This is a genomic window from Flavobacterium sp. XGLA_31, from assembly GCF_051547105.1.
Taxonomy (GTDB): Bacteria; Bacteroidota; Bacteroidia; order Flavobacteriales; family Flavobacteriaceae; genus Flavobacterium.
In genome coordinates this window covers 134,037-158,138 of sequence record NZ_JBPTTM010000001.1, presented here as the reverse complement: position 1 = coordinate 158,138, position 24,102 = coordinate 134,037, and the positions used below count along the sequence as shown (strand labels likewise).

The window sequence follows — 24,102 nt, the reverse complement described above, 5'->3', positions numbered from 1 at the left end:
CGTTTAACGGGACTTTTTAGTTTTATAATTGAATTACTCAATAATTAATTTCTTAGTTAATTTTGAGTTGGTATCGGAAGTAATTTCCATTAGGTATACTCCTTTTGACAAATGAGAAACATCAAGGCTGATATGGTCAACAGCGTTAGCAGTAACATTCGAAACTTCTTTTCCTAACAAGTCAAATAGTGTCACTTTGTTTATTCTTTCAGTACTGTCGATCAAATTGATTTGAACAATACTACTTGCCGGATTCGGATAAACAACCAAGCTTTGACTGTCAAAATGAGCAGTGCCCAAGGCCTGGGTAAATTTCACATTAAACGTGTTGGTTACAATAGCCGGGTTGGTGTCAAAATAAATGGAAGCATTATTCGGCACTATAGTTCCAGCGTGGAAGCCTGCTTTTAGTTTTACTTTAAACTCGACGTATCCAATGCTTGATGTTGCATTCACTGCAGATGAAGGCAAATAGATGTCTTTGAAGGTCCATACCAAATGGTTGCCTACTCTGTCCATCACATAACTGTGACTGGCACTTTCCATGAGTACGGTTTCTTCATCCACCAAAGGACTTAAATAATCTTCAATGCTCACATTAATGGCACTGGCTGTTCCGTTGTTTTGGAATCGAATGGTGTAATGGAAGTAATCACCAGCCGCAAATTGATTAATCGGAATTTTATCTCCATGAGACTCCATTTTATTGTTGGGATCATATGAGTTTACAACAATTTGAGAATTACTGCTTGAGTTATTTACCGAGTTAATATCATTAGCGACTCCCGAAATAACTGCAGTATCGGTAAGCAAGTCGTTTAGGTTTACAGTTGGTGTTGCCGGTACAGTCATGGTGACATCAATTGTGCGTGTTTCATTCGGTAGTAGGTTCGTAAAGTTATATGTGAACCCCGAAACATTAGTGGTAGTACCTGTTTGACTAATAGAAGCAATGGTTACCGGAGCCGGTTTGGCAAAAGTTAATGTCCCGCTGGCTGACGCAATACCCATATTTCTGTAAACAATTCTGTTAATATAATTCAGAGAAGGTCTTGGGGCATTTACAGGAACAATGGTAACAACAACATCGCTGTAGGTTTGGGTAAGAGTCATCGGGAAATACAATACTTGGGTTCCACCACCCGGAACTATACTTATATCATTGTAAGCAGTTGTACCGGCACTAAAATACGGAGTATATTCAGTTTGCATTTGATAACTGAAATCATAAGAGTTAGCAGTGTCATAAATCGGATAACGTCCCGTTGGTGAATATGCTTCTACGTTAATTCCGTCATTATTTTGTTGGTAAACAAATGAACCTCCGGTAAACAAATTCTCGTTGGTATCTTTAATACCATTACCGTTGGCATCAACAAAAGCGACCAACATAATTTTATCAGAGTCGGGAGCGCAAATCACATTGGCCGTCCAGCCACCTCGGTTTACAGTGTTATCACTGCGGAAACGAAATGTTAAACAGCCATCAGGGCTTGATGAGGTAAAAGGTCCCGGGAGAGTTGTACCCCAATATCCACCGGCAACTCCACCCGGTACATTAGAAGCCGGGTTGTTACTGGCTATTTGAGGGGAAGAAATTGAATTTCCGTCATAAACGTATAAAGCATCCCAAGTCGCTTCTGTATCAAAAGAAGTGAATACGACTGTGACAATTTCACCGGGATTAGTCGGACAAATGGTATAAGTGTTATCCGAATTGTCGGCATAGTTAGCATTAGGTCCACCGTTGTCTACAAATTGACCTCCACAAGTTGGAGGGGTTAGCAGGGAACAGAAATTAGCCCCCACTGACCAAATACTGCTGTCAGTTTCAGAACAAATGGCTCTCACGTAAAAATTATAACAAGTGTTTGGAGTTAATCCGGTGATTGTAACCGGATTTGTAGTAACTGCAACACCTGTTGTTGAGACAGTAGGTTCCGGAGTTCCATTTACTGCCAAATAATATTCCCAAGAGGTGGCATTACTGTTATTAGTCCAACCTAAAGTGACCGAAGTAGCTGTAATGTTAGTCGTGGTTAAGGCCGTTGGTTTAGGACAGGTAGGAGGTGGAGCACAAGTGACATTGGCTATCCATCCCGGATTGTTAATCGTTGTATCGCTTCGGAAACGGAAGGTTAAGCAACCGTCCGCACTTGTTGAGGTAAAAGGACCGGGCAAAGCTGTTCCTGTTAGATTACCCCAAAATCCTCCGGCTAATCCTCCTGGGACATTGCCTGCTGCGTTAGTGCTTACAATCTGAGGAGCGCTAATCGAATTTCCGTCAAAAATATATAGTGCGTCCCAAGTAGCCTCAGTATAAAACGAAGTAAAAGTAACGGTAACCTTATCTCCAGGATTGGTTGGGCAAATGGTTGTAGTAGCATCGGTGCTATTCGCATAGTTGCCATTTGGACCGCCATTATCAACAAATGTGCCGCCGCATATAGGTGGCGCCACTAGGGTATTAAAGGCATAAGGGCCTGCCCATGAGCTGAAAGTCCCGTTTCCACAATCTGCCCGCACGTAATATTGATATGCAGTGCCAGGGGTTAAATTGGACACAAGATAAGAGGTGTTCGTATTGGCTGTTACTCCTGGTCCGGTAGGAGTGGGAGACCCTGCTGCTTGAACAACAACTTCCCAAGAATTGGCATTGCCCAGATTAGCCCAAGATAATTGTACCGAGGTAGAAGTGATACCGGAAACCGCTAAGGTAGTTGGAGCAGGACAAGTAAAAGGTTGCAACACTAAAGTATAACCAGTGGTTTGCGGAGCTGCCCATGTAGAAATCACAAAATAGTAGGTTTGGCCTGCAGTTACCGATAAATCAAAAGTTCTGGGAGTCGTACCGGCATTAGCCACGCCGTTTACACAAGCAGTACCAATATTAGCACAATCGGTATATACAAAAATCCCCGAATAGGTTGCTGTTGGGGTCATCATCACATTAATGGTGCCCGTGGTTGTGGCCGTATAAGCATATACCACATCATTTCCGTTTAAATAGGAGTTGGTGGAACCACATCCGGAACTTCCCGGGCTTCCTTCTATAGTCGCATTATCGGAGAAATTTGCAGTGTCGTTAGTCGTGCTGTAGGGTAATGCGGTTATTTGTATAGGATTGTTACAAGATATTCCCGGTGTCGGATTAATCGTTCCAGAATTCACCGAAACATCGTCAATCATCCATCGGTCTCCACTAGTCGTAGTGGTGGTTTGGGTGTTTACCTTAACAAAGGCAATATAAACATCCTCGCCTGAATGAGAAGTCAAGTCCACTACTTTTTCCTGATAAATATTGAATGTTGTGTTTAATTCTGTTTCAGACCATTGTTGGATTAATGTATAGTTTTGAGTAACAGATTGGTCACTCGATGCTGGGGCTATTTTGATTTGGTATAAGGTTCCTTGATCTCCATTGGTAAAACTTCTGGTGTAAAAATGCAACTGCCCGTTTGCAGGAACATGTATTCCCGGTGTTATCAGATAGTCTTCGGAAGTATTTCCCTGTCCTATATTTTCGGTACCGACATAGGCAGCGTTACTTCCCTGATAGACCATAGGAGGGGTAGCTACCGTATTAGTAAATCCCCAACGGACGGCATTCCCGACGCCGTTGTCAACGATCATCCAATTGCCCGAACTCAGTGTCCAGTTTGTGGAAGGCAAGGCATCAGGCCCGTTGGTGTTTTCAAATCCTTCAAAGAATTGGGAGTAAGATGATAGGGAGCAAATCAACAGTAAAAAGAGTAGTGTTTTTTTCATAATTGGTTTGGTTATTGACCATCAAATATAATTATTTTTTTGTATTAAATTTAGTGTCAGCAAATTAGTTCTGGAGAATTATTGCTTTTTAATGTCCTTACTTCAAGTAATGTGGGCGAATAACAAAATGAGCCTGACTAAAAAAGGCCTCGGAATTTTCCAAGGCCTTTTGAGGTCTTTTTTATTTTACGACCAATTTCTTAATTACACGGCTATTGCTCTCCGAAGTTAGCTCTATCAGATACATTCCTTTAGCAAAATGAGAAACATCAATTGTAATTTCATTAACGATGTTGTGAGGATGAGTATAAATTCTTTTACCTGAAACATCATAAATTACGAGGCTGACAATTTTTTCATTGTTGCCATGATTTGTTATCATTACGGAACTATGGGCAGGATTGGGGTATAAATCAATAGCATTAGTATTAAAAGTGGCTGTTCCCAGAGCTTCCACAAATTCAGTATTAAAAGTATTGGTAGTGATGGCAGGATTGCTGTCAAAATAAATATCAGCAAAATTTGGAATTATATCACCTACAGCATAACCCGGTTTAGGTCTGATTTTGAATTTAATATATCCTTTGCCAACATCCGTATTGGCAATTGAAACAGGAAGCATAATGTCTTTAAATTTCCATTGTAAGGCATTGGATACTCTGTCCAGAATATAATCGTGACTGGCATCTATCATGGTTACCGTGCTTTCATCCAAACGATTGTCTAATAAATCATTGACAACGACATCAAGCGCCGGGGAATTACCGGTGTTTTCAAACCTAATGGTGTACTCCAAATAATCGTTTGCTGTAAAGGAACTGAAGAGGATTTTTTCACCATGCGATTCGATTTTGTCATTCGGGTCATAAGAAGCAATTACTGCCTGAACACTACTACTGCTGTTATTCCCGGATACAGCATCATCCGATGCTGAAGTAATACTAGCCGTATTGGTTAACAATTGACCAATAGCTACTGTTGGTATTGGGGGAACTGACAAGGTCACAACGATGCTTCTGGTTTCAAAGGGTAGCAGATTAGTAAAACTATAAGTGAATCCGTTTGAGACAGTCGTTGTACCAGTTTGTGAAATATTAGTAATAGTAGTTCCGTTAGCATTGTTAAAAGTAAGTGTGCCGGAAGCAACAGATTGATTACCGCTATTGAAATAAATAATTTTGTTTTTATAGGTGAAACCGGCTCTTGGTGCACTCAAAGGAATCATACTAATACCTACATCATTAAAATTTTGCAAAACAGTAATGGGAAAATTATAAGTCGTCATCATTCCTCCGGAAGTAGGAGTAATGTTAGTATAGCTCACAGAAGTTGAATACATGTTGTTGTATTCCGAATTAATGGCATAGCTGAAATTATAGCTGTTGGTAAGTAAATTGTCGTAAATCACATAAGTTCCTGATGGCGATGTTATGTTATGAATCTCACTGCTATTGTTTAGGGTGTAATGAAATTGTCCCAAAGGAAAATTCATTTCCCCACTGTCTTGAACCCCGTTGCCATTGATGTCTAAAAAAGCATTGAGTCTTATTCCTGAACAGTCTATAGAACCGGCTCCCACTTCACCAATGTTGCTTTGAAGCACATTGATGATTCCCGGTTGATTGCTGTAATTGGTTACTAGTAAAATATAATATTCTCCTTCTAAAGCATTGGTAATATTGAGGTTTTCGGTTGGGCTGGCAGAATAGCTGCAACCTGTGGTTTGATTTTGTATGCCTCCAATTTCAGGGGTAGCATAAGGTTGAGAAGACCCAATGTAATTACAAGCATCGCTTTGAGAAGCAAAGGGTCCCCAGGCAGCATAATCTACATCTAAATTAGGTACTGAACTTCCTATCGTCGATTGCTTTATATTTAAATTTACGGCACCACTCGAAGCGATTCGGAGGGTGAAAAAAGTAGCGTTTGGCGTTGTGAATAAGCAACCAATTGTTCCCATATTAGGGATGTTAGTCGAGTTGTGATAGCTATTGGCCCCACAAATGGATTGTGCACTGTTGCAAGTGGAAGGCGTTGTGATGCATACACTAAAACTCACCGTCTGTGCAGTGGCCTGATTTGAATACACCCGCAGATAATAGGTTTGGCCAATAGTTAAATTACTCAGGGTTACAGAAAGAGAGTTGGCAGAGCTACACGTAACTTGAGTTAAATTGTCACAGGTTCCTGAATAAACGATGAAATTCAGGTTGTTTGTTGAACCTGTAACTTCCTGCAATGAAACTGCCAAAATAGGCGATGAAGCAACAAAATTAAACCAAACATCATCATCTGGAGTTCCGATACAGGCAGATGAAATTCCTTCAGAGGCGGTAGCTCCCGCAACCGAGCCCGCAACGAGCTGATTGCACCCGTTGTAGTTTATCGGAATTGACAGGGCGCCGGAGCATTCGTCATTAGACGGTAAGGTAAAGCCCGAGGCTCTGATTGACCAATCGCTTTTGTCTGCTGCCGAACAGATTGAACGAACATAAAAGTTATAACAAGTTCCCGGAGTCAAGCCGGTTATCGTTGAAGGATTTGTGGTTACAATTTGACCAAAATCAGCTGCTGTCGGATTAGGGGAATTACAAGGGAGCACTAAAACCTCCCAACTCGTGGCTGTGTTGTTTTCTGTCCAGTTTAAAGTGGCTGTAGTTAAAGTAAGTGAACTAACTTGTACCCCCGAAGGTCTGATACAAGTAGGAGCTGTATCACAAGTTACATTTGCAACCCACCCGGGATAATTTCCACTGCCATCACTTCTGAAACGGAAAGTCAAACAGCCATCCGGACTGGATGAGGTAAAAGGACCCGGTAGAGACGTTCCGGTTAGGTTACCCCAATACCCACCGGTTAATCCACCGGGAACATTAGCGGCCGGATTGCTACTGGCGATTTGCGGAGCATTGATAGAGTTTCCGTCAAAAACATATAATGCGTCCCAATTGGTTTCTGTAAAGAAAGAGACAAAGGATACGGTAACCAAATCGCCTGGGAGTTCCGGACAAACGGTATAAGTTTCATCAGCATCATTGACATAGTTGCCATTAGGCCCTCCAATATCAACAAACTGTCCTCCACAAACAGGTGGTGCCACAGTTGTACAAAAATTTTTTCCTGTAGACCAAATACTTCGATCAGTTTCTGAACAATAGGCTCTTACATAGACCGTGTAACAGGTTAAAGGTGTCAAGCCGGTAACGATTACCGGATTGCTGTTAGCGGAAACATAACCGTTAACATCCATAGTAGGGGCAGGGCTTCCGACAGGTAATACGATATATTCCCAAGCTGAAGCTGTCCCACTTTCCGACCAGCCCAAGGTTGTGGTAGTCGCTGTGATATTGGAAGTGCTTAAGAGAGTTGGTTTTAGACAAGTGGGAGGTGTGCCACAAGTTACATTCGCAACCCAACCGGAATATGAAAAACTGTTGTCACTTCTGAACAAGAAAGTTAAACTACCATCAGGACTGGTTGAGGTAACAGGTTCAGGAATAGTGCTGCCCCAATACCCGCCGGCTAAACCACCGGGTACACTCCCGGCCGGATTATTACTGGCTATTTGCGGTGCATTGATAGAGTTTCCATCAAAAATATACAGCGCATCCCAACTCGATTCTGTGCTAAATGATAAGAAAGTAACGGTCACGACTTCTCCCGGATTTGTTGGAAATATGGTAACAGTATAATCGGAGTTGTTGGCGTAGTTAGCATTTGCTCCAGCTGGGTCTGTAAATGTCCCTCCGCATATAGGCTGCGCTTTTACGCTAATGACAGATACAAAAAACAGTATCCAAAAAAGGCAAGGTAATTTTGTTTTCATAATTGTTGGTTTTTTGATTGACAGGATTATAAGATTATTTCAAAATAAGTTTTTTAGTGATTTTGTGATTTTGTCCGGAAACCAATTCCACAAAATAGAGTCCTTTAGCAAAATGAGAGGTATCAATAGTGGTCATTTCCGAAATGATATTATTCTTGTGGTATACTTTCTTTCCCAAAACATCATAAATACTAATAGTTGTAAGATGTTCATCCAAATTTTGATTTGCTACTGTAACAAAGTTGCTGGCAGGGTTGGGATACAAACCGATATGGTTAAAACTAAATGTTGAAGTACCCAAAGACTCCACAAATTCGGTATTGAAGGTATTGGTTATTATAGCCGGGTTGTAATCAAAATAAATGGAAGCAGTGTTCGGAATGATATCGCCCAAGGCATAACCGGTTTTTGGTTTTATTTTAAAATGCACATAACCATGGCTGTCCGCAGGGTTTGTAGTGGTTGGAGGTAAATTGATGTTATAGAAATGCCAAGTCAGTTGGTTTCCATCACGTTTGGTATTGACCGGATGACTGGCACTGATCATTTCAAAAGTAGTTTCGTCTAATTGGTAGTTTAAGACATCGGTAACTTTTACAAATTCTGCGTTGGCGGTTCCGGTGTTTTCAAATTGAATGGTGTAATATAAATAATCACTGGCCGTAAAATCAGTATAAACAATCTTGCCGCCACGCGCTTCGCACTTGTCGTTCGGGTCATATGAACCTACAATCGTTTGAGTTATTGTCGAGTTATTGTTCGATGAATTTGCATCATTAGTAATGGCAATGGAGGTCGAATTGGTAACCAATTGGCCTAAAGTCACTGTAGGGATGGTTGGAACCAACAACTCTACATAAATGTATCGGCTTTCAAAAGGAGCTAAGTTGGTGAAATTATACGTAAACCCATCACTGGTTGCAGTAGTTCCCGGTATTGAAATCGAAGCAATACTTAGATTAGGATCTTTGGTAAAAGTCAGTGTGCCATTGGCTATAGTTTGCAAACTGTTATTTTGGTAATAAATGATATTGCTGTACGTAAAGCCCGGTCTTGGTTGGCCTATGGGGTATACATATACCTGAACATCATTATACGGTTGAGTCATGACCACCGGGAAGTATAACATATTGGCACCGCTACCAGAAGGAAGCGTAATATTATTGTGTGACACAGTGCAAGCATAATATCCGCTGAATTGATCATTCACCACAAAACTGATATCATAGGAATTCGCCGGATTTTGATCAAAAATATAGTAAGAACCATTGTTGGCATAGCCGTATTCAGGTATTCCGGTGTTATTTACCTGATAAACAAAGGAACCGTAATTAAAATTGATTTCTCCACTGTCTTTCACCCCGTTATTGTTGGTGTCTAAAAAGGCATTTAAAACCAAACTTTGCGGACATGAGACATTGTTTTCACAGTTGACCATACAAAAGCTTACCGTGTTCGACCAATCGGATATTCCGGAAGAAGAGTTACAGGGAAGGCTTATGGAAGCTGTATAACACTGGTTTGGAGTTAATGGTAAAATGATAGTATTTGATGTGGCATTAACAGCATACATGTTAGTCAATCCATTAGAATTCAGTAGAATATGCACGGTAGTCGGAAAGCTAAGGTTGGCACTATTCCATGAAAATACTGCAGTTGACTCTGTTATACTCGAAACGGCAAGGCCGCTAGGAACGTCACAAATCACAGGCAGACAATCTACGTTCGCTGTCCAACCTTCTAAGGTAGTGGCAGCATCGCTAACAAATCGGAATGTTAAACAACCATCTGCACTGGTTGAGGTAAATGGCCCGGGAATTGAATTGCCCCAATACCCGCCTGCTAAACCACCCGGTACACTTCCTCCCGGATTGGAGCTTGAAAGTTGTGGGGCTGCCATTGAATTTCCGTTGTAGACATACAAAGCATCATGTTCGGCCTCGGTATTAAAGGAAGAAAAAGTGACCCTAACGGCTTCCCCCGGTATACTTGGGCAGATAGTTACGGTGTTATTTTCATTGTTGCCGTAATTGGCTATGGTGTCTCCTGAGTCTACAAAGTTGCCCCCGCAAACCGGTGGTGCAGAAAGTGTTGTAGCCGAAACCAAGTTCGACCAGTCACTGATTTCTCCACCGGGACAAACCGATCTTACGTAAAAATCATAAGTGGTATGTGGATTTAACCCAGTTATCATTGCAGGATTTGCGGTTAGAGGTATCGAACCGTTAGTGCTGGGTAATGGAGCTGGGGAGCCCGCTGGCAGCATCAGTACTTCCCATTGAGTGGCTGTTCCAGTTTCAAGCCAATTAAGCGTGAGCGAAGTAAAGGTAATTTGGGTAACTGTAACGGATATTGGTGCTGGGCAGTTAAAGGTATCGGTTGTCTCTAAAGATTTGGAAAACCCGGTATAACTAAGTAAAAGGAGTAAGCTGAAGAGTAGTTGTTTTTTCATAAGTTTTAAAACGTGAGTTGTGCGATACTCAAAAGTAACTGTAAACTTTTTAAACTTTGATTACAAATGAGTAAAAGCGATATCTGACTGAGAATTTGTTTTTTCTGACAAATCAAATATAATTGATTTTTAAACAACTAGGTTCAAAAAAATAAGAATTATTCAGTAATTTTTTGAGCAGCGATAAAGCCCGAAGTCCAGGCGTTTTGAAAGTTAAATCCACCGGTAATAGCGTCAATATTGACAATTTCTCCGGCAAAGAATAGGTTGGGATGGAGTTTACTCTCCATGGTTTTGAAGTTGATTTCTTTTAAGTCAATCCCTCCGGCCGTGACAAACTCTTCCTTAAAAGTGCTTTTGCCATTCACTTGAAATTGTCCGTTGGTGAGTTGGTTGGCCAAGTCGGTCAGTTGTTTTTTTGAGAGATCGGCCCATTTGGTTTCGCTGTCAATACCAGAAGCCATTACCAAACGTTCCCACAACCGGTTTGGCACCCTCATGTTAGTAAATTGGCTGTTAAGCAAATCAAATGGGGATTTTTTGCTTACCACTTTTTTGGCATGTTCTTGCTTAAGATCTTTCAGTAGCTCTGTCGTTTCCTCAAAAGAGAGATCATTCAGCCAATTGACTTCTAAGGTAAACTGATAGTTTTTGTCAAAAAGATCGCGGGCTCCCCAAGCGGAAAGTCTTAAAATTCCCGGGCCGCTCATGCCCCAATGGGTAATTAACAGGGGTCCCGAAGCTTCCAGTTTGCTGTTTTTTACTTTCACGTGCGCAAAAGCCGACACGCCCATCAGGTCTTTGATTCGGGGGTCCTTGATGTTAAAAGTAAATAAGGAGGGTACCGGAGGCACAATAGTGTGTCCCATCCCTTGCAGCATATCCCAAATTTTAGGATTGCTTCCGGTAGTCATAATCAGTTTTTGGCAAGAGAAGGTTTCGTGTTGGGTTTCTACTTTCCAATAATTGTCTCCTTTGAAAAGCGATTGTACGCTTTGGCCGGTCAGTACTTCTATTTTCAGTTTTTGAACCGAACTCAAAAAACAATCAATGATGGTTTGGGAACTGTCGGAAGTTGGAAACATGCGACCGTCGTCTTCTATTTTCAATGCAACACCGTGCTTTTCAAACCACTCAATGGTATCGCCGGAGCAAAACTGATGAAACGGTCCGCGCAATTCTTTTTCGCCCCGCGGATAAAATTTGACCAAATCATTCGGGACAAAACAAGCATGGGTGACATTGCAACGTCCTCCGCCTGAAATGCGCACTTTTTCCAAAACAGTTTTTCCTCTTTCCAGGATGGCGACTTTCAACGACGGATTGTTTTCCACGATGTTGATGGCCGTGAAAAAACCGGCTGCCCCGCCGCCTACAATGATAATATCGAAGTTGTTGTTCATAGTCTGTCCGGAAAATCGCTGATGATGCCATCTACACCCAGCGATTGGACAAAGATAATATCTTCAGGCTCATTTACCGTCCATGCAAAGACTTTAAAATGCTTAGTCTGCATTTGCAGGGTATTTTCTTTCGTTAGCAAATGGTAGTAAGGATGAATTGCATACGCTTTTATGAATTTGGCAAAAGCCATGGCCAAATCAATATCGGTTTCTGTCAAAACGCCTATTCGGATGTCGTCGTCATGAAAACGGACTTCCTGTAATGCATTCCAGTCGAAACTGGAAATCAGGATTTTTTCTTTGGGGAATTTATGAGAATCGATGATTTTCAGAATATTTTGGGTGGCTTCAAACGTTTTGATTTCGATGTTTATTTCACACTGCTCCTGAACCAGATGAAACACGTCTTCCAAAGTAGGAATTCCTAATTGTTGCAATTCATTTGCAGTAAAATCAGCTACCAAGCCCGTAGCCGGTGTCGTTCGGTCAACCGTTTTGTCGTGAATTACTACCGGGATATTGTCTTTACTTTGGTAAACATCCAATTCAATCATGTCCGTCTGCAGTTCGATTGCCTTTTGAAATGAATCCAATGTGTTCTCGACACTGTATCCTTTCGCTCCGCGATGACCTATTTTAAGCATTATATTTTCTCCAATAAAACAATATCGAAATCAGTTTCTAAATTGACACTTCCTTTGGTAACCGTTGCGGTTTTCCCCGAATAAGCATCTCTCACCAGCGTTCCGTTAGCAAAAACAGCTTCGGTTGGAATGACTTTTTTTCCTAACGGCAAATCCAAACCAATGACCACTTTATCACTGTATTTTCCTTTAGAATAAATGCGACTGAATACATAAGGCGTGCTCGCAATTTGTTTGTGAGTTCCGGCTCCTACAGCCGGGTGATTTTTTCTGAAGAGTCCCAGTTTTTGCCAGTGTTTTAAAATCAGAGGACTTTTACCGGTGGACCAAATCATGTCGGAACGCAAATTGGCATCGCCTACGGCTCCTTCTATTTCTAGAGGACGCGATACTTCATCACCGTAATAGGTCTGCGAAATACCTGGGGCCAATAATAGTTTTGTTCCGGATTCAAAGGTTTTTTCTCTCGTTTTATCAAAAGGGTAACTGTCGTCATGGGATGAAATATAATTCATAACGGTGTGCCCTTTCAAATCATTCTGCAGTATGTTGGAATATTTGGAAAACAACTCTTCATAATTCATTTTGGCTTCATTTCTGAAATCAAAATTGATTAAACCCGTAAACCCGTTATCGAAATAGTTCACTTTTTTGTCCCCGAAGTCATAGTATTTTTTGTTGCCAATGTTATAGCCATACACTTCTCCTACTGTAAAAAAGCCATTCTTGTCCAAGACATCTTTGGGATGATTCTTTTTGTATTCGGCAAAAGCGCGGTCACAAACTTTTTTAAAATCAGCCCAAACGTCTTCAGTAGTGTGTTTGGCGGTGTCAATGCGATATCCATCAATCCCATAGTCGCGGATGTAATCTGAGAGCCACTTCATGATATAATATTTCGGAGCTCTCGGGTAACCGGTTTTTTTGAAAAACACTTCCAGCGAGGCCATTTCTTTATCGTAACGACCTTCTTTTTTCCATTTGTCCGTTAGGAAATTGGGCACGGCCACATTCTCATTGCTTTCGGTTTTTACATCCGGAAGGTTGTCCACCAAGGTACAGTTGATATAAGTGTCATATGACTTATACGTACATTTTGGCGAAGTTCTGACCCAGTCGCTTGGGTAAACAGAATCCTCTGAAGTAACCGGCCCGGTATGATTGATTACGGCGTCGAGCATGATTCGGATGCCGTGAGCATGTGCTTTTTTTACCAGCTCTGCCAAATCTTCTTTAGTTCCAAAATTAGGATCGAGTGAACTCCAATCACGGGTCCAATAGCCGTGAAAGGCATAGGTGAAACCGGTGCCTTCATCCACGCCATCGTGAATTTGCTCCACCAATGGTGTCATCCAAATGACATTGATGCCGAGTTTGTCAAAATAACCTTCGTCCAACTTTTGAATTACTCCTCGAAGATCCCCTCCGTCAAAACCACGCAATTTTCCGGTCGGGCGGTTGCGGTGAAAATTCTGGTCGTTGGTCGTATCGCCGTTGTTAAACCTGTCGGTTACGATAAAATAGACATTAGCCGCTTCCCAAACAAAAGGGGTTTTGGGAGTTGTGGTTTTTTTGGACTGCGCAAATGTGATGTTGCTGTATGCCAAAAACAGTAAGATAAAAAGACTTGTTTTTTTCATGCGATTAGTATTCTATTTTTATTTCCTGAACGGTTCCTTTTTTCCACTCTACCGGGATTTGAAGCGGTTCATGAAAGGTTTTGTAAATCTGCTCCTGACCGTTGACAAAAATCCGTTTGGCTTTGATATTGTGTATCAATACCGATACCTCTTTGTTGCTTGAAGTATAGTTTTTTCCGGTCGTGCTATTCAGTTTTAAAACTAATGATTTTCCATCATTTGTGCTGTTGAAATTCAAGATTTCATATTGTCCTTTTTCATAAGCATTGGGCGTTGTACCGTCATCATTGTAGATTTTTCCGGTTGAGCCGGCTACACTTTCATCAAAATAAAAATGCAAATCAAAGTTTTGTAACGAATAGGCTGAAGTGTTTTGGATCGTCGGAATCATTGGAATGAAAGCACCGCCGCGTATAAAAACAGGGAGGTGGTCTTCGTTTACGGCCACCATTGCCGTTGAACCGCCAGCATGATGGTCTTTGCTGTAAAAATCAAACCAATTGCTGCTTTTCGGGAAATAAATTTCGGTTGAAGTAACTGCGGATTTTGTGATAGGGGTTACTAAAATGTCATTCCCCCAAAGATACGTTCCGGCCATTGTCGACAGCGTTTTATTGTCCGGTTCTTCAAAAAACAATGGTCGCATCAGTGGAATTCCTTTTAGGTTATTGTCGAACGCCAAGGTGTAATTATAAGGGAGTAATTGGTAGCGCAATTCCACTTGCTTTTTAGCTTTAGCCATAGTTACAATGTCTTTGCGTGCTACTTCAGAAGCCACGTCTTCCTGAGCATGTGGACGAAAAATGGGCTGGAATACCCCATATTGTAACCAGCGTAAATACAATTCATTGTCAAAATAATCACCGGCAAATCCTCCTAAATCGGAGTGCATATAAGCCATGCCCTGCATGCCCATTTGTAATGAAATTTCCATTTGCGATTGCAATCCGCCCCAGGAACGGCTCACATCACCACTCCAGGGAATCATACCGAAACGCTGTGAACCCGAGTATCCTGAACGCATTAGAATAAAGGGACGCTGGGTAGGGAAGTCTGTTTTATACCCGTCAGAAACCAATTTGGCCCAATGGTGCCCGTAAATATTGTGGACTTCATCCGCTTTGCCTGCGGCTGTGATTGCTTTGGAAGGGAATACTTCAGGCTCTCCCAAATCTCCCCAAAGACCCCCAACGCCTTGGTTGATTAATCTTTTGTAAACAGTCCAAAACCAATTCTTTCCTTCGGGTTTGAAAATATCAACCACACTGGTATTGCCGAAATAGAAGTCCCAAGTGGCCGGTTTCCCGGTTTTATCCGTGACTAAAATGTTCTTGCTAACGGCTTCTTCCCATTTGGATGAGGTCGTTAAAATAAAAGGCTCTGTTATCAATACCGTTTTTACGCCTTTGGCATTCAGGTCGGCAATCATTTTATCGGGATTGGGGAACTTGTCTTTGTCCCAATCTAAATTACCCATAGTGCCTTTTACTTCTTTTCCAAACCAATACAAATCCAAGATTATGGCATCTACCGGAATTTGGTTTTGTTCGAATTTTTTAATCGTATTTTCTACTTCTTCCTGTGAATGGTAGCCAAAGCGACTGGAGAAATTACCGAAAGCCCAGCGCGGCGGCAGCGGTTGTTTTCCGGTAAGCCGAGTGTAATTGGAAACCAAATCGGTCCAGGTATCCCCAGTAATTACTTGGTAGGTTTTTCGACCTGATATGGTCTCATAAGTTAAGGTGTTGTCTTTTTTACTATCCAAATCCAAATAACCAATGGCAGGATTGTCAAAATGCACCGCATACATTTTAGATGACAATACCATAGGAATACAGAAGTTCATTAACTCGGCATGGGTTTCGTAACCATAATGAGCCCGGTTGTATAACTGCAAACGATTGCCGCGACGGTTCATGCCCAAAGCTCTGGCACCTCCACCATAAAGTGCTTCTTCTGAATCTAAGTTGAAGGACAGGGTTTCAGTGGAATCTTTTTTGGTATAACCATTTTTCTCAGATAAGAAGATTTTGCCTTTATTAGAATAGGCAATTTGGAATGGCGATTTCGTGATGATGGCAGCAATACCTTTAGTGGTAAGTATCAGCGTATTTGTTCCTTTTGTCAAACTGGTTTTTACCTTTTCGGGGGCTTGAATCACAGCATGTGAATCAGGATTGAATAACTGCCCGTTTGGAATAAAAGAAGTTTCCATGATTTTTTCCGAATAGGGGAGTATTCGAAAGGTACCATCATTGGTTTTAATCTCTAAAATGTTTTTTTTCCAGGTATGCGAAAGGTATTTCCTGTTTACATTTTGAGCGAACGCAACCGAAGTAACCAGTAAGAGTAAAAAGATTTTTTTAGTCATGTTTAAATCATTGGTTTTTGAATTCATGAATCTTTTATTTCACGATGTTATTTTAATTCCAAAATCAAGGCCGCTTTTCCGTCAATAGTGATGTCATTTTTCAAATCAAAAGACTTCCCGGTTACAACGTCTTTCCCGGAAGTGTGATTTTTGATGCTTTCCGCAAAGCGATTGGTTTTGAAGGTCTGCTTGTCGGGACTGTTATTGATGACCACCATTACGGTTTCTTTTTCGTTGTATCGGAAGTACACATACACGTTGTTTTCCGGTACATAATGCATCATTTTGCCAAAATGAATCACATCTGCCGTTTTGCGCCAGTGAAACAATTTGGCTGTGAAATCATAAAACTTATTTTGCTCCTCGGTTCTTCCCGATGCGGTAAAGGCATTGTTGGTGTCGCCATGCCAACCTCCCGGAAAATCACGACGGATATCGCCATCGCCTTTGCCTTTATCACCCGCCATGCCAATTTCGGAACCGTAATACAATTGCGGAATTCCGCGAATGGTGGCAATCAAGGTCATGACCATTTGGTATTTTCGGAAATCGTTTTGATAGGCTTGGTTGAAACGGTTGGTGTCGTGATTTTCGGCAAAAACCAATATATTGTTGCTGTTCGGATACAGAAAATCGTTGGCAAAATTGTCATAAATCTTAATCATGCCTTTGTCCCATTCTGCTTTGTCTTCATTGAACACAGTGCCTAAAGCGTCGAACAAAGTAAAGTCCATGACACTTGGTAGATGCGAATTGAAACTTTCTATGGCGCCTACTTTGCTGTCTTTTTGCCAATAGGCCATTTGTGCCTGATTGTGCATCCATACTTCACCCACAATATTGAAATTAGGGTATTCATCGGTGATGGCTTTGGTCCATTTGGAAATACCCTCTTTATCATTGTATGAGTAGGTGTCTACCCGGAAACCATCCAAATCAGCATATTCAATCCACCAAATAGCATTTTGAGTCAGGTAATTCAAGACCAGAGGATTGGACTGGTTCAGGTCGGGCATCGATTTGACAAACCAACCGTCCACACAATTTTTCTTATCAATGGCTGAAGCATTAGTGTCAAACTGTGTAGTCATTCTGTAATTGGATTGCGAGTAGCCGGGGAATTGATGAATCCAGTCATAGGTTGGCAAATCTTTAATCATCCAATGTTGCCAGCCCCAGTGATTGGTTACGTAATCCAAAATATTCTTCATGCCGCGTTGGTGTAATTCGGCACTCAGTTTTAGGTAGTCTTCATTGGTTCCGAAACGCGGGTCGATTTTGTACACATCCGATTGCCCATAGGTATGATAAGAGCCTCTTTCGTCATTGTCTTCACAAAGCGGCGTTGGCCAAACGGCGGTAGCCCCCAGCGATTGAATATAGTCTAAGTTTTTGATGATGCCCTGAATATCGCCTCCGTGTCTCCCGTTGGGATTGCTGCGGTCTGCTTTTTCGGTTACCGAGGCATCGCTGTCGTTGTTGGGATTTCCGTTGGCAAAGCGATCCGACATAATCAAATAAATCATATCCGAACTGTCATAGCCTTTTCGGAATTTAGAACCGGCTTTTCTGGCTTTGAGTGAATAGTTTTGAGTGAATGATTTTTTACCGTTTTTGAAAGTGAAGACAAAATCCTGTGCCGGAACATTTTTGGTGTCGATGGTTACGAAAACGTAGTTAGGATTTTCTGTTTTTTGAATGCCTTTGATGACAATGCCGTTGGAAACCGATACCTCACTTTGTGCTATGTTTTTTCCGTAGAACATAATTTGCACTGCAGAAAGATTCATATCACTCCACCAAAACGGCGGTTCCGTTTTTTGAACCTGAGCGAATGAAACCGCTGAAAACAAAAACGACAAGAAGACTATTTTTTTCATACTATTATAAAATTAAAAACCCGACAGGTTTTCAATGTCTGTCGGGTTTAACTATTCCTATTTTTAAACCGTAACCAATCCGTTAGGTTCTACCAATATTGCTTTTCCGTTGACATAAACGGTCAGTTCTTTGTCGCCTTCCAGTGAAAATTTGGTTTCGTTTTGATGCACGGCTACTTTCAGAATTTGATTTCTGAAGTTGATTTTAAACGAGTAACCATGCCATTCTGCCGGAATTCTCGGTTCGAAATGCAAGGCATCGTTTTTAACCCGCATACCGCCAAAACCTTCCACAATACTCATCCAGGTTCCGGCCATGGAAGTGATGTGTAAGCCTTCTTCGACCTCTTTGTTGTAATCGTCCAAGTCCAAGCGGGAAGTTCTTAAATAGAAGGTGTAAGCCTGTTCCATTCTTCCCAAAGTAGCTGCCTGAATAGAGTGGACACAAGGAGAAAGCGAACTTTCATGTACGGTAAACGGTTCGTAAAAATCAAAGTGTTTCTCCAATTGTTCTTTGGTAAAATGGTCTTCAAAGAAATAGAAACCCTGCAAGGTATCCGCTTGTTTGATATAAGGCGAACGCAGGATGCGGTCCCACGACCATTTTTGATTGATTGGTCGTTGGCTTTTGTCTAAATCATGCACTTTTACCAATTCTTTGTCCAGAAAACCGTCTTGTTGCAAATAGACTCCGTGTTCTTCCGAGTAAGGAAAATACATGTGGTCGGCTACTTTTTTCCAATGCGTAATCTCTGCATCGGATAATTTGACTTTGTTCATGATGCGAACATAATCCGCATGGTATTCTTGTTCTACCTTCTTGATTTGTGCCATAGTATAATCGATACACCATTTGGCCAAATAATTAGTATAGAAATTATTGTTGACGTTGTTTTCGTATTCGTTGGGACCTGTAACCCCTAAAATCATGTATTGATTTTTATGGGTAGAGTAGGTGGCTCTTTGATGCCAAAAACGGGCAATACCAATCAGTACTTCCAAGCCTTTCTCAGGGATATAACTGTAATCTCCTGTAAATCGGTGGTAGTTGAAAATGGCAAAAGCAATAGCGCCGTTTCGGTGTATTTCTTCAAAGGTAATTTCCCATTCGTTATGACATTCTTCTCCGTTCATAGTCACCATAGGGTACAAAGCCGCACCATTGGTAAATCCTAATTTGCCGGCATTTTCAATAGCTTTATCCAACTGGTTGTAGCGGTAGGTCAATAAGTTTCGGGCGACCTGCTGGTCTTTGGTGGCCATGTAAAATGGGATGCAGTAGGCTTCCGTGTCCCAATAAGTAGAACCGCCGTATTTCTCTCCCGTGAATCCTTTAGGACCAATATTCAATCGGCTGTCTTTACCGAGGTACGTTTGGTTGAGCTGGAAAATATTGAAACGAATCCCTTGCTGGGCTTTCACGTCGCCTTCGATGGTGATGTCGCTCATCTCCCAAATTTTGGCCCAGGCCTCGATTTGATTTTGCAACAAGGTGTCATACCCTAAAGTCAGTGCTTTTTGGATATTGTGCTGTGCTGCCGGAATCAGATGTTCCGTAGCGTGATTCATAGAGACGGTGTACCCTCCCAGTTTTTGCAGGGCTATAGTTTGTCCTTGACCTACCAGTGTTTCATAGGTAAAAACCACTTTATTAGAAGAGGTGTCTACAAAGGCAGGTTTGAAGTGTTGGTTTTCATTGTTGATTAAAATGGTATTGTGCATGTAAGTAGCTACCTCAAAATGGGTTTTGAAGGTGCGGGCTACTACAAAAGCTTCGTTCTCGTTGTGTTGGGTTTGTAATGGTTCCCAAAATTTCTCTTCCCAGTTGGCGTCTTCGTTATGAACCCCCGCATCCAAGTACGGTTTGAAAACTACGGTTGCCTGCTTGTTTTTGGGCGTGATTTCATATTTGATAGCGCCCAGTTCGTCTAAATCCAACGAAAGAAAACGACGCACATTCACCGCAATCTCGGTTCCGTTTGGTAAGGTTGCGGTAAAGGAACGATGGTACCAACCCTCTTTCATGTTTAACTGGCGTTTGAAATCGGCTACTTTGCAAGTAGCTAAATCCAACACTTCTCCGTTAACTTCGATGTCGATACCAATCCAGTTCGGGGCGTTGAGTACTTTGGCAAAATATTCGGGATACCCGTTTTTCCACCAACCCACTTTGGTTTTGTCCGGATAATATATCCCGGCAATATAACTTCCCTGAAAGGTGTCTCCGGAATAGTATTCTTCAAAATTGGCACGTTGTCCCATGGCTCCGTTCCCAATACTGAAAAGACTTTCGGAAGATTTCACCTGCTCGGCATCAAATCCTTCTTCAATAATCGACCAGTTGTCTGGTTTGATATAATCTTGGTTCATTGTAATTTTTTTATTGTCCTTTGATCATTCAATTTTAGTTGATGAGTGCTTCGATAAACGAAGTATCCATAAAAGTAAAATCTTTAAAATTGTATTTGGCTTCGTGTAGAATTTTATCATCGCCTATCCCTACACTAATCATGTTGGCGATGTTGGCCGCCTGTATCCCCGCCACAGAATCTTCAAATACGATGGCATCTTCATTTTTGGCATTAACCAGTTGAGCCGCTCTGAGGAATACCTCAGGGTCGGGCTTGGCATTGGTGACATCATTGCCGTCGACAATGGCGTCAAACAGGTGTAATATCTTTACTTTTTCCAATATGGGTCTGGCGTTTTTGCTGGCCGAGCCCAATGCTATGAATTGTTGTTTCTCTTTAATAAATTGGAGCACATTGATGACTCCCGGCAAAATTTCGCTTTCATCCATATTCTCAATATAGGAAAGGTAGTCTGCGTTTTTTTGGGTCAGCCATTTCTCCTTGTCTTCGGGAGTTGCTTTGATGTTGCCCAAAGCCAAAATAATGTCGAGTGAACGCACACGGCTCACCCCTTTTAATTCTTCGTTGTGTTCGGGTGTAAATTCGATTCCCAGTTCGGCGGCAATTTTTTGCCAGGCTAAAAAATGGTATTTAGCCGTGTCCACAATTACGCCGTCGAGGTCGAAAATAAATGCTTTTTTAGTCATTAATGTTAATCTTTTTGTTGGTCGCTACCGTCAAGGTTAATAATCCTGCCAATATCATAGACAGTCCGCCGATAATCAGGGCATAAATAGGTTCGTCATTGAAAAATGTATTCACTAAAAAGCCCAGTATGGTTCCGGCTACAATTTGCGGAATCACGATAAAGAAATTGAAAACTCCCATATAGTATCCCATTTTGCTCGAAGGCAAGGCTCCTGAGAGCATGGCATAAGGAATAGAAAGGATACTGGCCCAAGCAATTCCCACACCAATCATGGCCAAAAGCAATCCCACTTTATCCGAAAGGAAATAAATAGAAATTAAGCCTAATCCGCCGGCAATCAGCGCCAGCATGTGGGTAAATTTGTTGCTGGTTCGTCGGGCTAAGACCGGCAATAAGAAGGCAACTGCGGCAGCTACCCCGTTGTATACCGTAAACATCACAGAAACCCAGTCGGCAGCATCATTGTAAAGTTTTGATGTAGTATCATTGGTTCCAAAAACGTGACCGGTGACCGCTTTAGTCGTATAAATCCACATGGCAAATAAAGCAAACCAGGAAAAAAACTGTACCCAAGCCAACTGTTTCATGGTTTTAGGCATGTTTAACAAATCGGTTACAATAATGGTGAAGCCGTTTCGGATGTTGTTTTTTCGCAATTGGGAAACTATAGCAAACAGGACTCCGGCAGTCAGGATGCCTACAGACAGAATATACAGCTCTTTGTGGCTGTTTTTGCTGTTGGTGTTGATGTCGTGTACAAAATAGGACAAGATTAGCCCTATGATGGCCAATACGAGTCCAATGCTGAACTGTCTTTTCTCGGTACACCCGTTTTCAGCTTGCGAATCTGTTGGTTTGACCGCGTCTTTTTTGGCATTTTCAAAAGCTTCCAACTCTTCCGGGGAATATTCCTTGGATTTTACCACGGTCCAAATTACAGCCAAAAGAAAGACCAGTCCGCCTACATAAAAAGACCATTTTACAGAGGGCGGTACAATTCCCTCGGGAGCTGTGTTTTGAATGTTAAACCAATTGGTAAACACATAAGGGAGCGCCGAACCGACAACTGCACCTAATCCGATAAAGAAACTTTGCATGGCAAAACCAAGAGTTCTTTGCTTTTCAGAAAGGTTATCGCCTACAAAGGCACGAAACGGTTCCATCGAAATGTTTATCGAGGAGTCCATAATCCAAAGCGTGCCAATGGCAATCCACAGTGTGGGAGAATTAGGCATACAAATCAATGCCAAAGACGACAGTATAGCCCCGGCTAAAAAGTAAGGCCTGCGGCGTCCTAATCGGGTCCAGGTTCTGTCTGAGAAATAACCCACTATAGGCTGAATAATCAGTCCGGTTAACGGTGCCGCTAACCAATACAGTCCTATTTTATCGACTTCTGCGCCTAGGGTATCAAAAATTCTTGAGGTGTTTGCGTTTTGAAGGGCAAAACCGAATTGTATTCCCAAGAAACCGAAACTCATGTTCCAGATTTCCCAGAAACCTAACTTACGCTTTTCCATTATCGTAATTTATTGGTTTATAGTACGATAAGCGTTATACTTATCAAAACTTACTCTGTTTTCGAAGTAAAGTATAAGCTTTGATTATTGTGGTAAAGATACTAAAGAATTTAAATTGTGTTGGCTTTCCATAAAAAAAATGCCCTCCTGAGCTTACGAAAACGTTTTTTGTTGATAAATAGCAGCAGACTGAAACCAGTCTTCGAGAAGATGAGCTATCTTTTTTCGCTAGCCTTGGTTCAGGATGTGTGCGTGATGAAAGCATTATGTCTCCGATGTGTGTCCGATGAAAATACCTTTTTACTCGGACACACATCGCACACACATCGCACACACATCGGACACACATCGGACACACTCCGAACAAAACCCCACAAAAAGCCCTGTTGAGTACGGAGTGGAAGCGTCTCAATTTTTTATAAACAAGGAGCCTGAAAGGCGCGGTTAAATGGTGGATTCCCGTTCGACCAAATCGGTTTCGATCACTTCGGTGCGGTATTGTTCTTCTTCCTCTTCTTCGGCTTCCAGTCTCTCAATGAGCATTTTGGCCGCTTTGCCACCCATTTTGATTCCGTTTTGGCTCACAGTAGTAATGCTGGGGGAAGAATATTTGGAAATAATGCCGTCGGTAAAACCGATGACAGAGAGGTCTTCAGGGACTTTTTTACCCAATTTATTGGCCGTTTTAATGGCGGTTACGGCAAATAATTCGTTTACGGCAAAGATGGCTTCCAGGTCCGGATTGGCGGTAATCAATTCTTCTATGGAAGCTTCAAAGTTTTCGGTGTCTTCGATTTTTAAAATGATACTTTCATCCACTTTCAGGTCGTTGTTTTTCAACGCTTTGCTATAGCCTTCGGTTCTGAGTTTTCCAACGCTGACGTAGTCTATGGTGGTAATCAGTGCTATTTTTTTAAAGCCTTTGTCTATCAGGTACTGGGTGGCGTTAAAGGCGGCAAGGTTGTCGTCAATAATCACTTTGTCACACAAAATATCATTGGTTACGCGGTCAAACATCACCACGGGCATTCCCTGGTTGATGACCTCGACGATATGGTGAAAATCTTTCTTCTGTTGGGTTTCTTTAGACAGCGACATGATGAAGCCATCGATACTTCCGTTGGCCAGCATCTCCATGTTAATCACTTCTTTGTCAAAGGATTCGTCTGAAAGACAGACCAGTACGTTGTAGCCGTTTTCGTTGGCAACACTTTCTACACCGCTGATTACGGTGGCGAAAAAATGATGAATAATTTCAGGAATAATAATACAAATTGTCTTGGTTTTTTTGTTCTTTAAACTCAGGGCAATGTTGTTGGGTTTGTAGTTGTATAATTTAGCAAAAGCCTGAACTTTTTGTCGGGTATCTTCGCTGATTTCCATGCTGTTACGCAATGATTTTGATACGGTAGAGATAGAAACATCAAGTTCTTTGGCGATTTGCTTTAAAGTTACTTTTCTTTTCATGAGGTTAGTTTGGTAAAGCTGATTTCTGAATAAAGATAGATGTATTTTTTTATTCTTTCAATTTTACTATT

Annotated in this window: 12 protein-coding genes; all 12 read right to left on the bottom strand. The window is 41.6% G+C overall.

The genetic code is table 11. The features are described from left to right. Positions 1-33 precede the first annotated feature (33 nt). The 12 genes from ACSVH6_RS00600 to ACSVH6_RS00545 all read right to left on the bottom strand — a co-directional run bounded on the left by ACSVH6_RS00600 (position 34) and on the right by ACSVH6_RS00545 (position 24,031). On the bottom strand, positions 34-3,768 hold the full coding sequence (locus ACSVH6_RS00600) for a DUF7619 domain-containing protein (RefSeq protein WP_438074548.1): 3,735 nt from the start codon (positions 3,766-3,768) through the stop codon (positions 34-36). Positions 3,769-3,949: 181 nt separating this feature from the next. Then, positions 3,950-7,594, bottom strand: a complete 3,645-nt coding sequence (locus ACSVH6_RS00595) for a DUF7619 domain-containing protein (protein WP_438074546.1) — start codon at positions 7,592-7,594, stop codon at positions 3,950-3,952. A 34-nt stretch (positions 7,595-7,628) separates the two neighbouring features. Continuing rightward, positions 7,629-10,046 (bottom strand): DUF7619 domain-containing protein, encoded by a 2,418-nt coding sequence (locus ACSVH6_RS00590; protein ID WP_438074544.1) that lies wholly within the window; start codon positions 10,044-10,046, stop codon positions 7,629-7,631. A 158-nt stretch (positions 10,047-10,204) separates the two neighbouring features. Then, positions 10,205-11,449: an NAD(P)/FAD-dependent oxidoreductase gene (locus ACSVH6_RS00585; protein ID WP_438074542.1), complete on the bottom strand. Its 1,245-nt coding sequence runs from the start codon at positions 11,447-11,449 to the stop codon at positions 10,205-10,207. Beyond that, the gene (locus ACSVH6_RS00580) at positions 11,446-12,093 is read right to left on the bottom strand and encodes a glycerophosphodiester phosphodiesterase (protein WP_438074540.1); all 648 of its coding nucleotides are present in this window, start codon (positions 12,091-12,093) and stop codon (positions 11,446-11,448) included. The genes ACSVH6_RS00585 and ACSVH6_RS00580 overlap by 4 nt, the downstream gene beginning before the upstream one ends. Further along, positions 12,093-13,733 (bottom strand): alpha-amylase family glycosyl hydrolase, encoded by a 1,641-nt coding sequence (locus ACSVH6_RS00575; protein ID WP_438074538.1) that lies wholly within the window; start codon positions 13,731-13,733, stop codon positions 12,093-12,095. Before ACSVH6_RS00575 ends, ACSVH6_RS00580 begins: the two co-directional genes overlap by 1 nt. Positions 13,734-13,737: 4 nt before the next feature. Further along, positions 13,738-16,131 (bottom strand): TIM-barrel domain-containing protein, encoded by a 2,394-nt coding sequence (locus tag ACSVH6_RS00570; RefSeq protein ID WP_438074536.1) that lies wholly within the window; start codon positions 16,129-16,131, stop codon positions 13,738-13,740. Positions 16,132-16,151: 20 nt separating this feature from the next. Continuing rightward, on the bottom strand, positions 16,152-17,984 hold the full coding sequence (locus ACSVH6_RS00565; protein WP_438074534.1) for a glycoside hydrolase family 13 protein: 1,833 nt from the start codon (positions 17,982-17,984) through the stop codon (positions 16,152-16,154). 63 nt (positions 17,985-18,047) lie between these two features. Continuing rightward, entirely contained in the window at positions 18,048-20,354 is a 2,307-nt protein-coding gene (locus tag ACSVH6_RS00560) for a glycoside hydrolase family 65 protein (RefSeq protein ID WP_438074532.1), read from the bottom strand. A 34-nt stretch (positions 20,355-20,388) separates the two neighbouring features. Next, a complete protein-coding gene (pgmB, locus tag ACSVH6_RS00555; protein WP_438074530.1) occupies positions 20,389-21,042 on the bottom strand; it encodes a beta-phosphoglucomutase in 654 nt (217 codons plus the stop codon). Beyond that, positions 21,035-22,564 carry an MFS transporter gene (locus ACSVH6_RS00550; protein ID WP_438074528.1) on the bottom strand — a complete coding sequence of 510 codons (1,530 nt, stop codon included), beginning with the start codon at positions 22,562-22,564 and terminating at the stop codon, positions 21,035-21,037. Before ACSVH6_RS00550 ends, pgmB begins: the two co-directional genes overlap by 8 nt. Before the next feature lie 444 nt (positions 22,565-23,008). Then, on the bottom strand, positions 23,009-24,031 hold the full coding sequence (locus ACSVH6_RS00545) for a LacI family DNA-binding transcriptional regulator (RefSeq protein ID WP_438074526.1): 1,023 nt from the start codon (positions 24,029-24,031) through the stop codon (positions 23,009-23,011). Between the last annotated feature and the right edge of the window lie 71 nt (positions 24,032-24,102).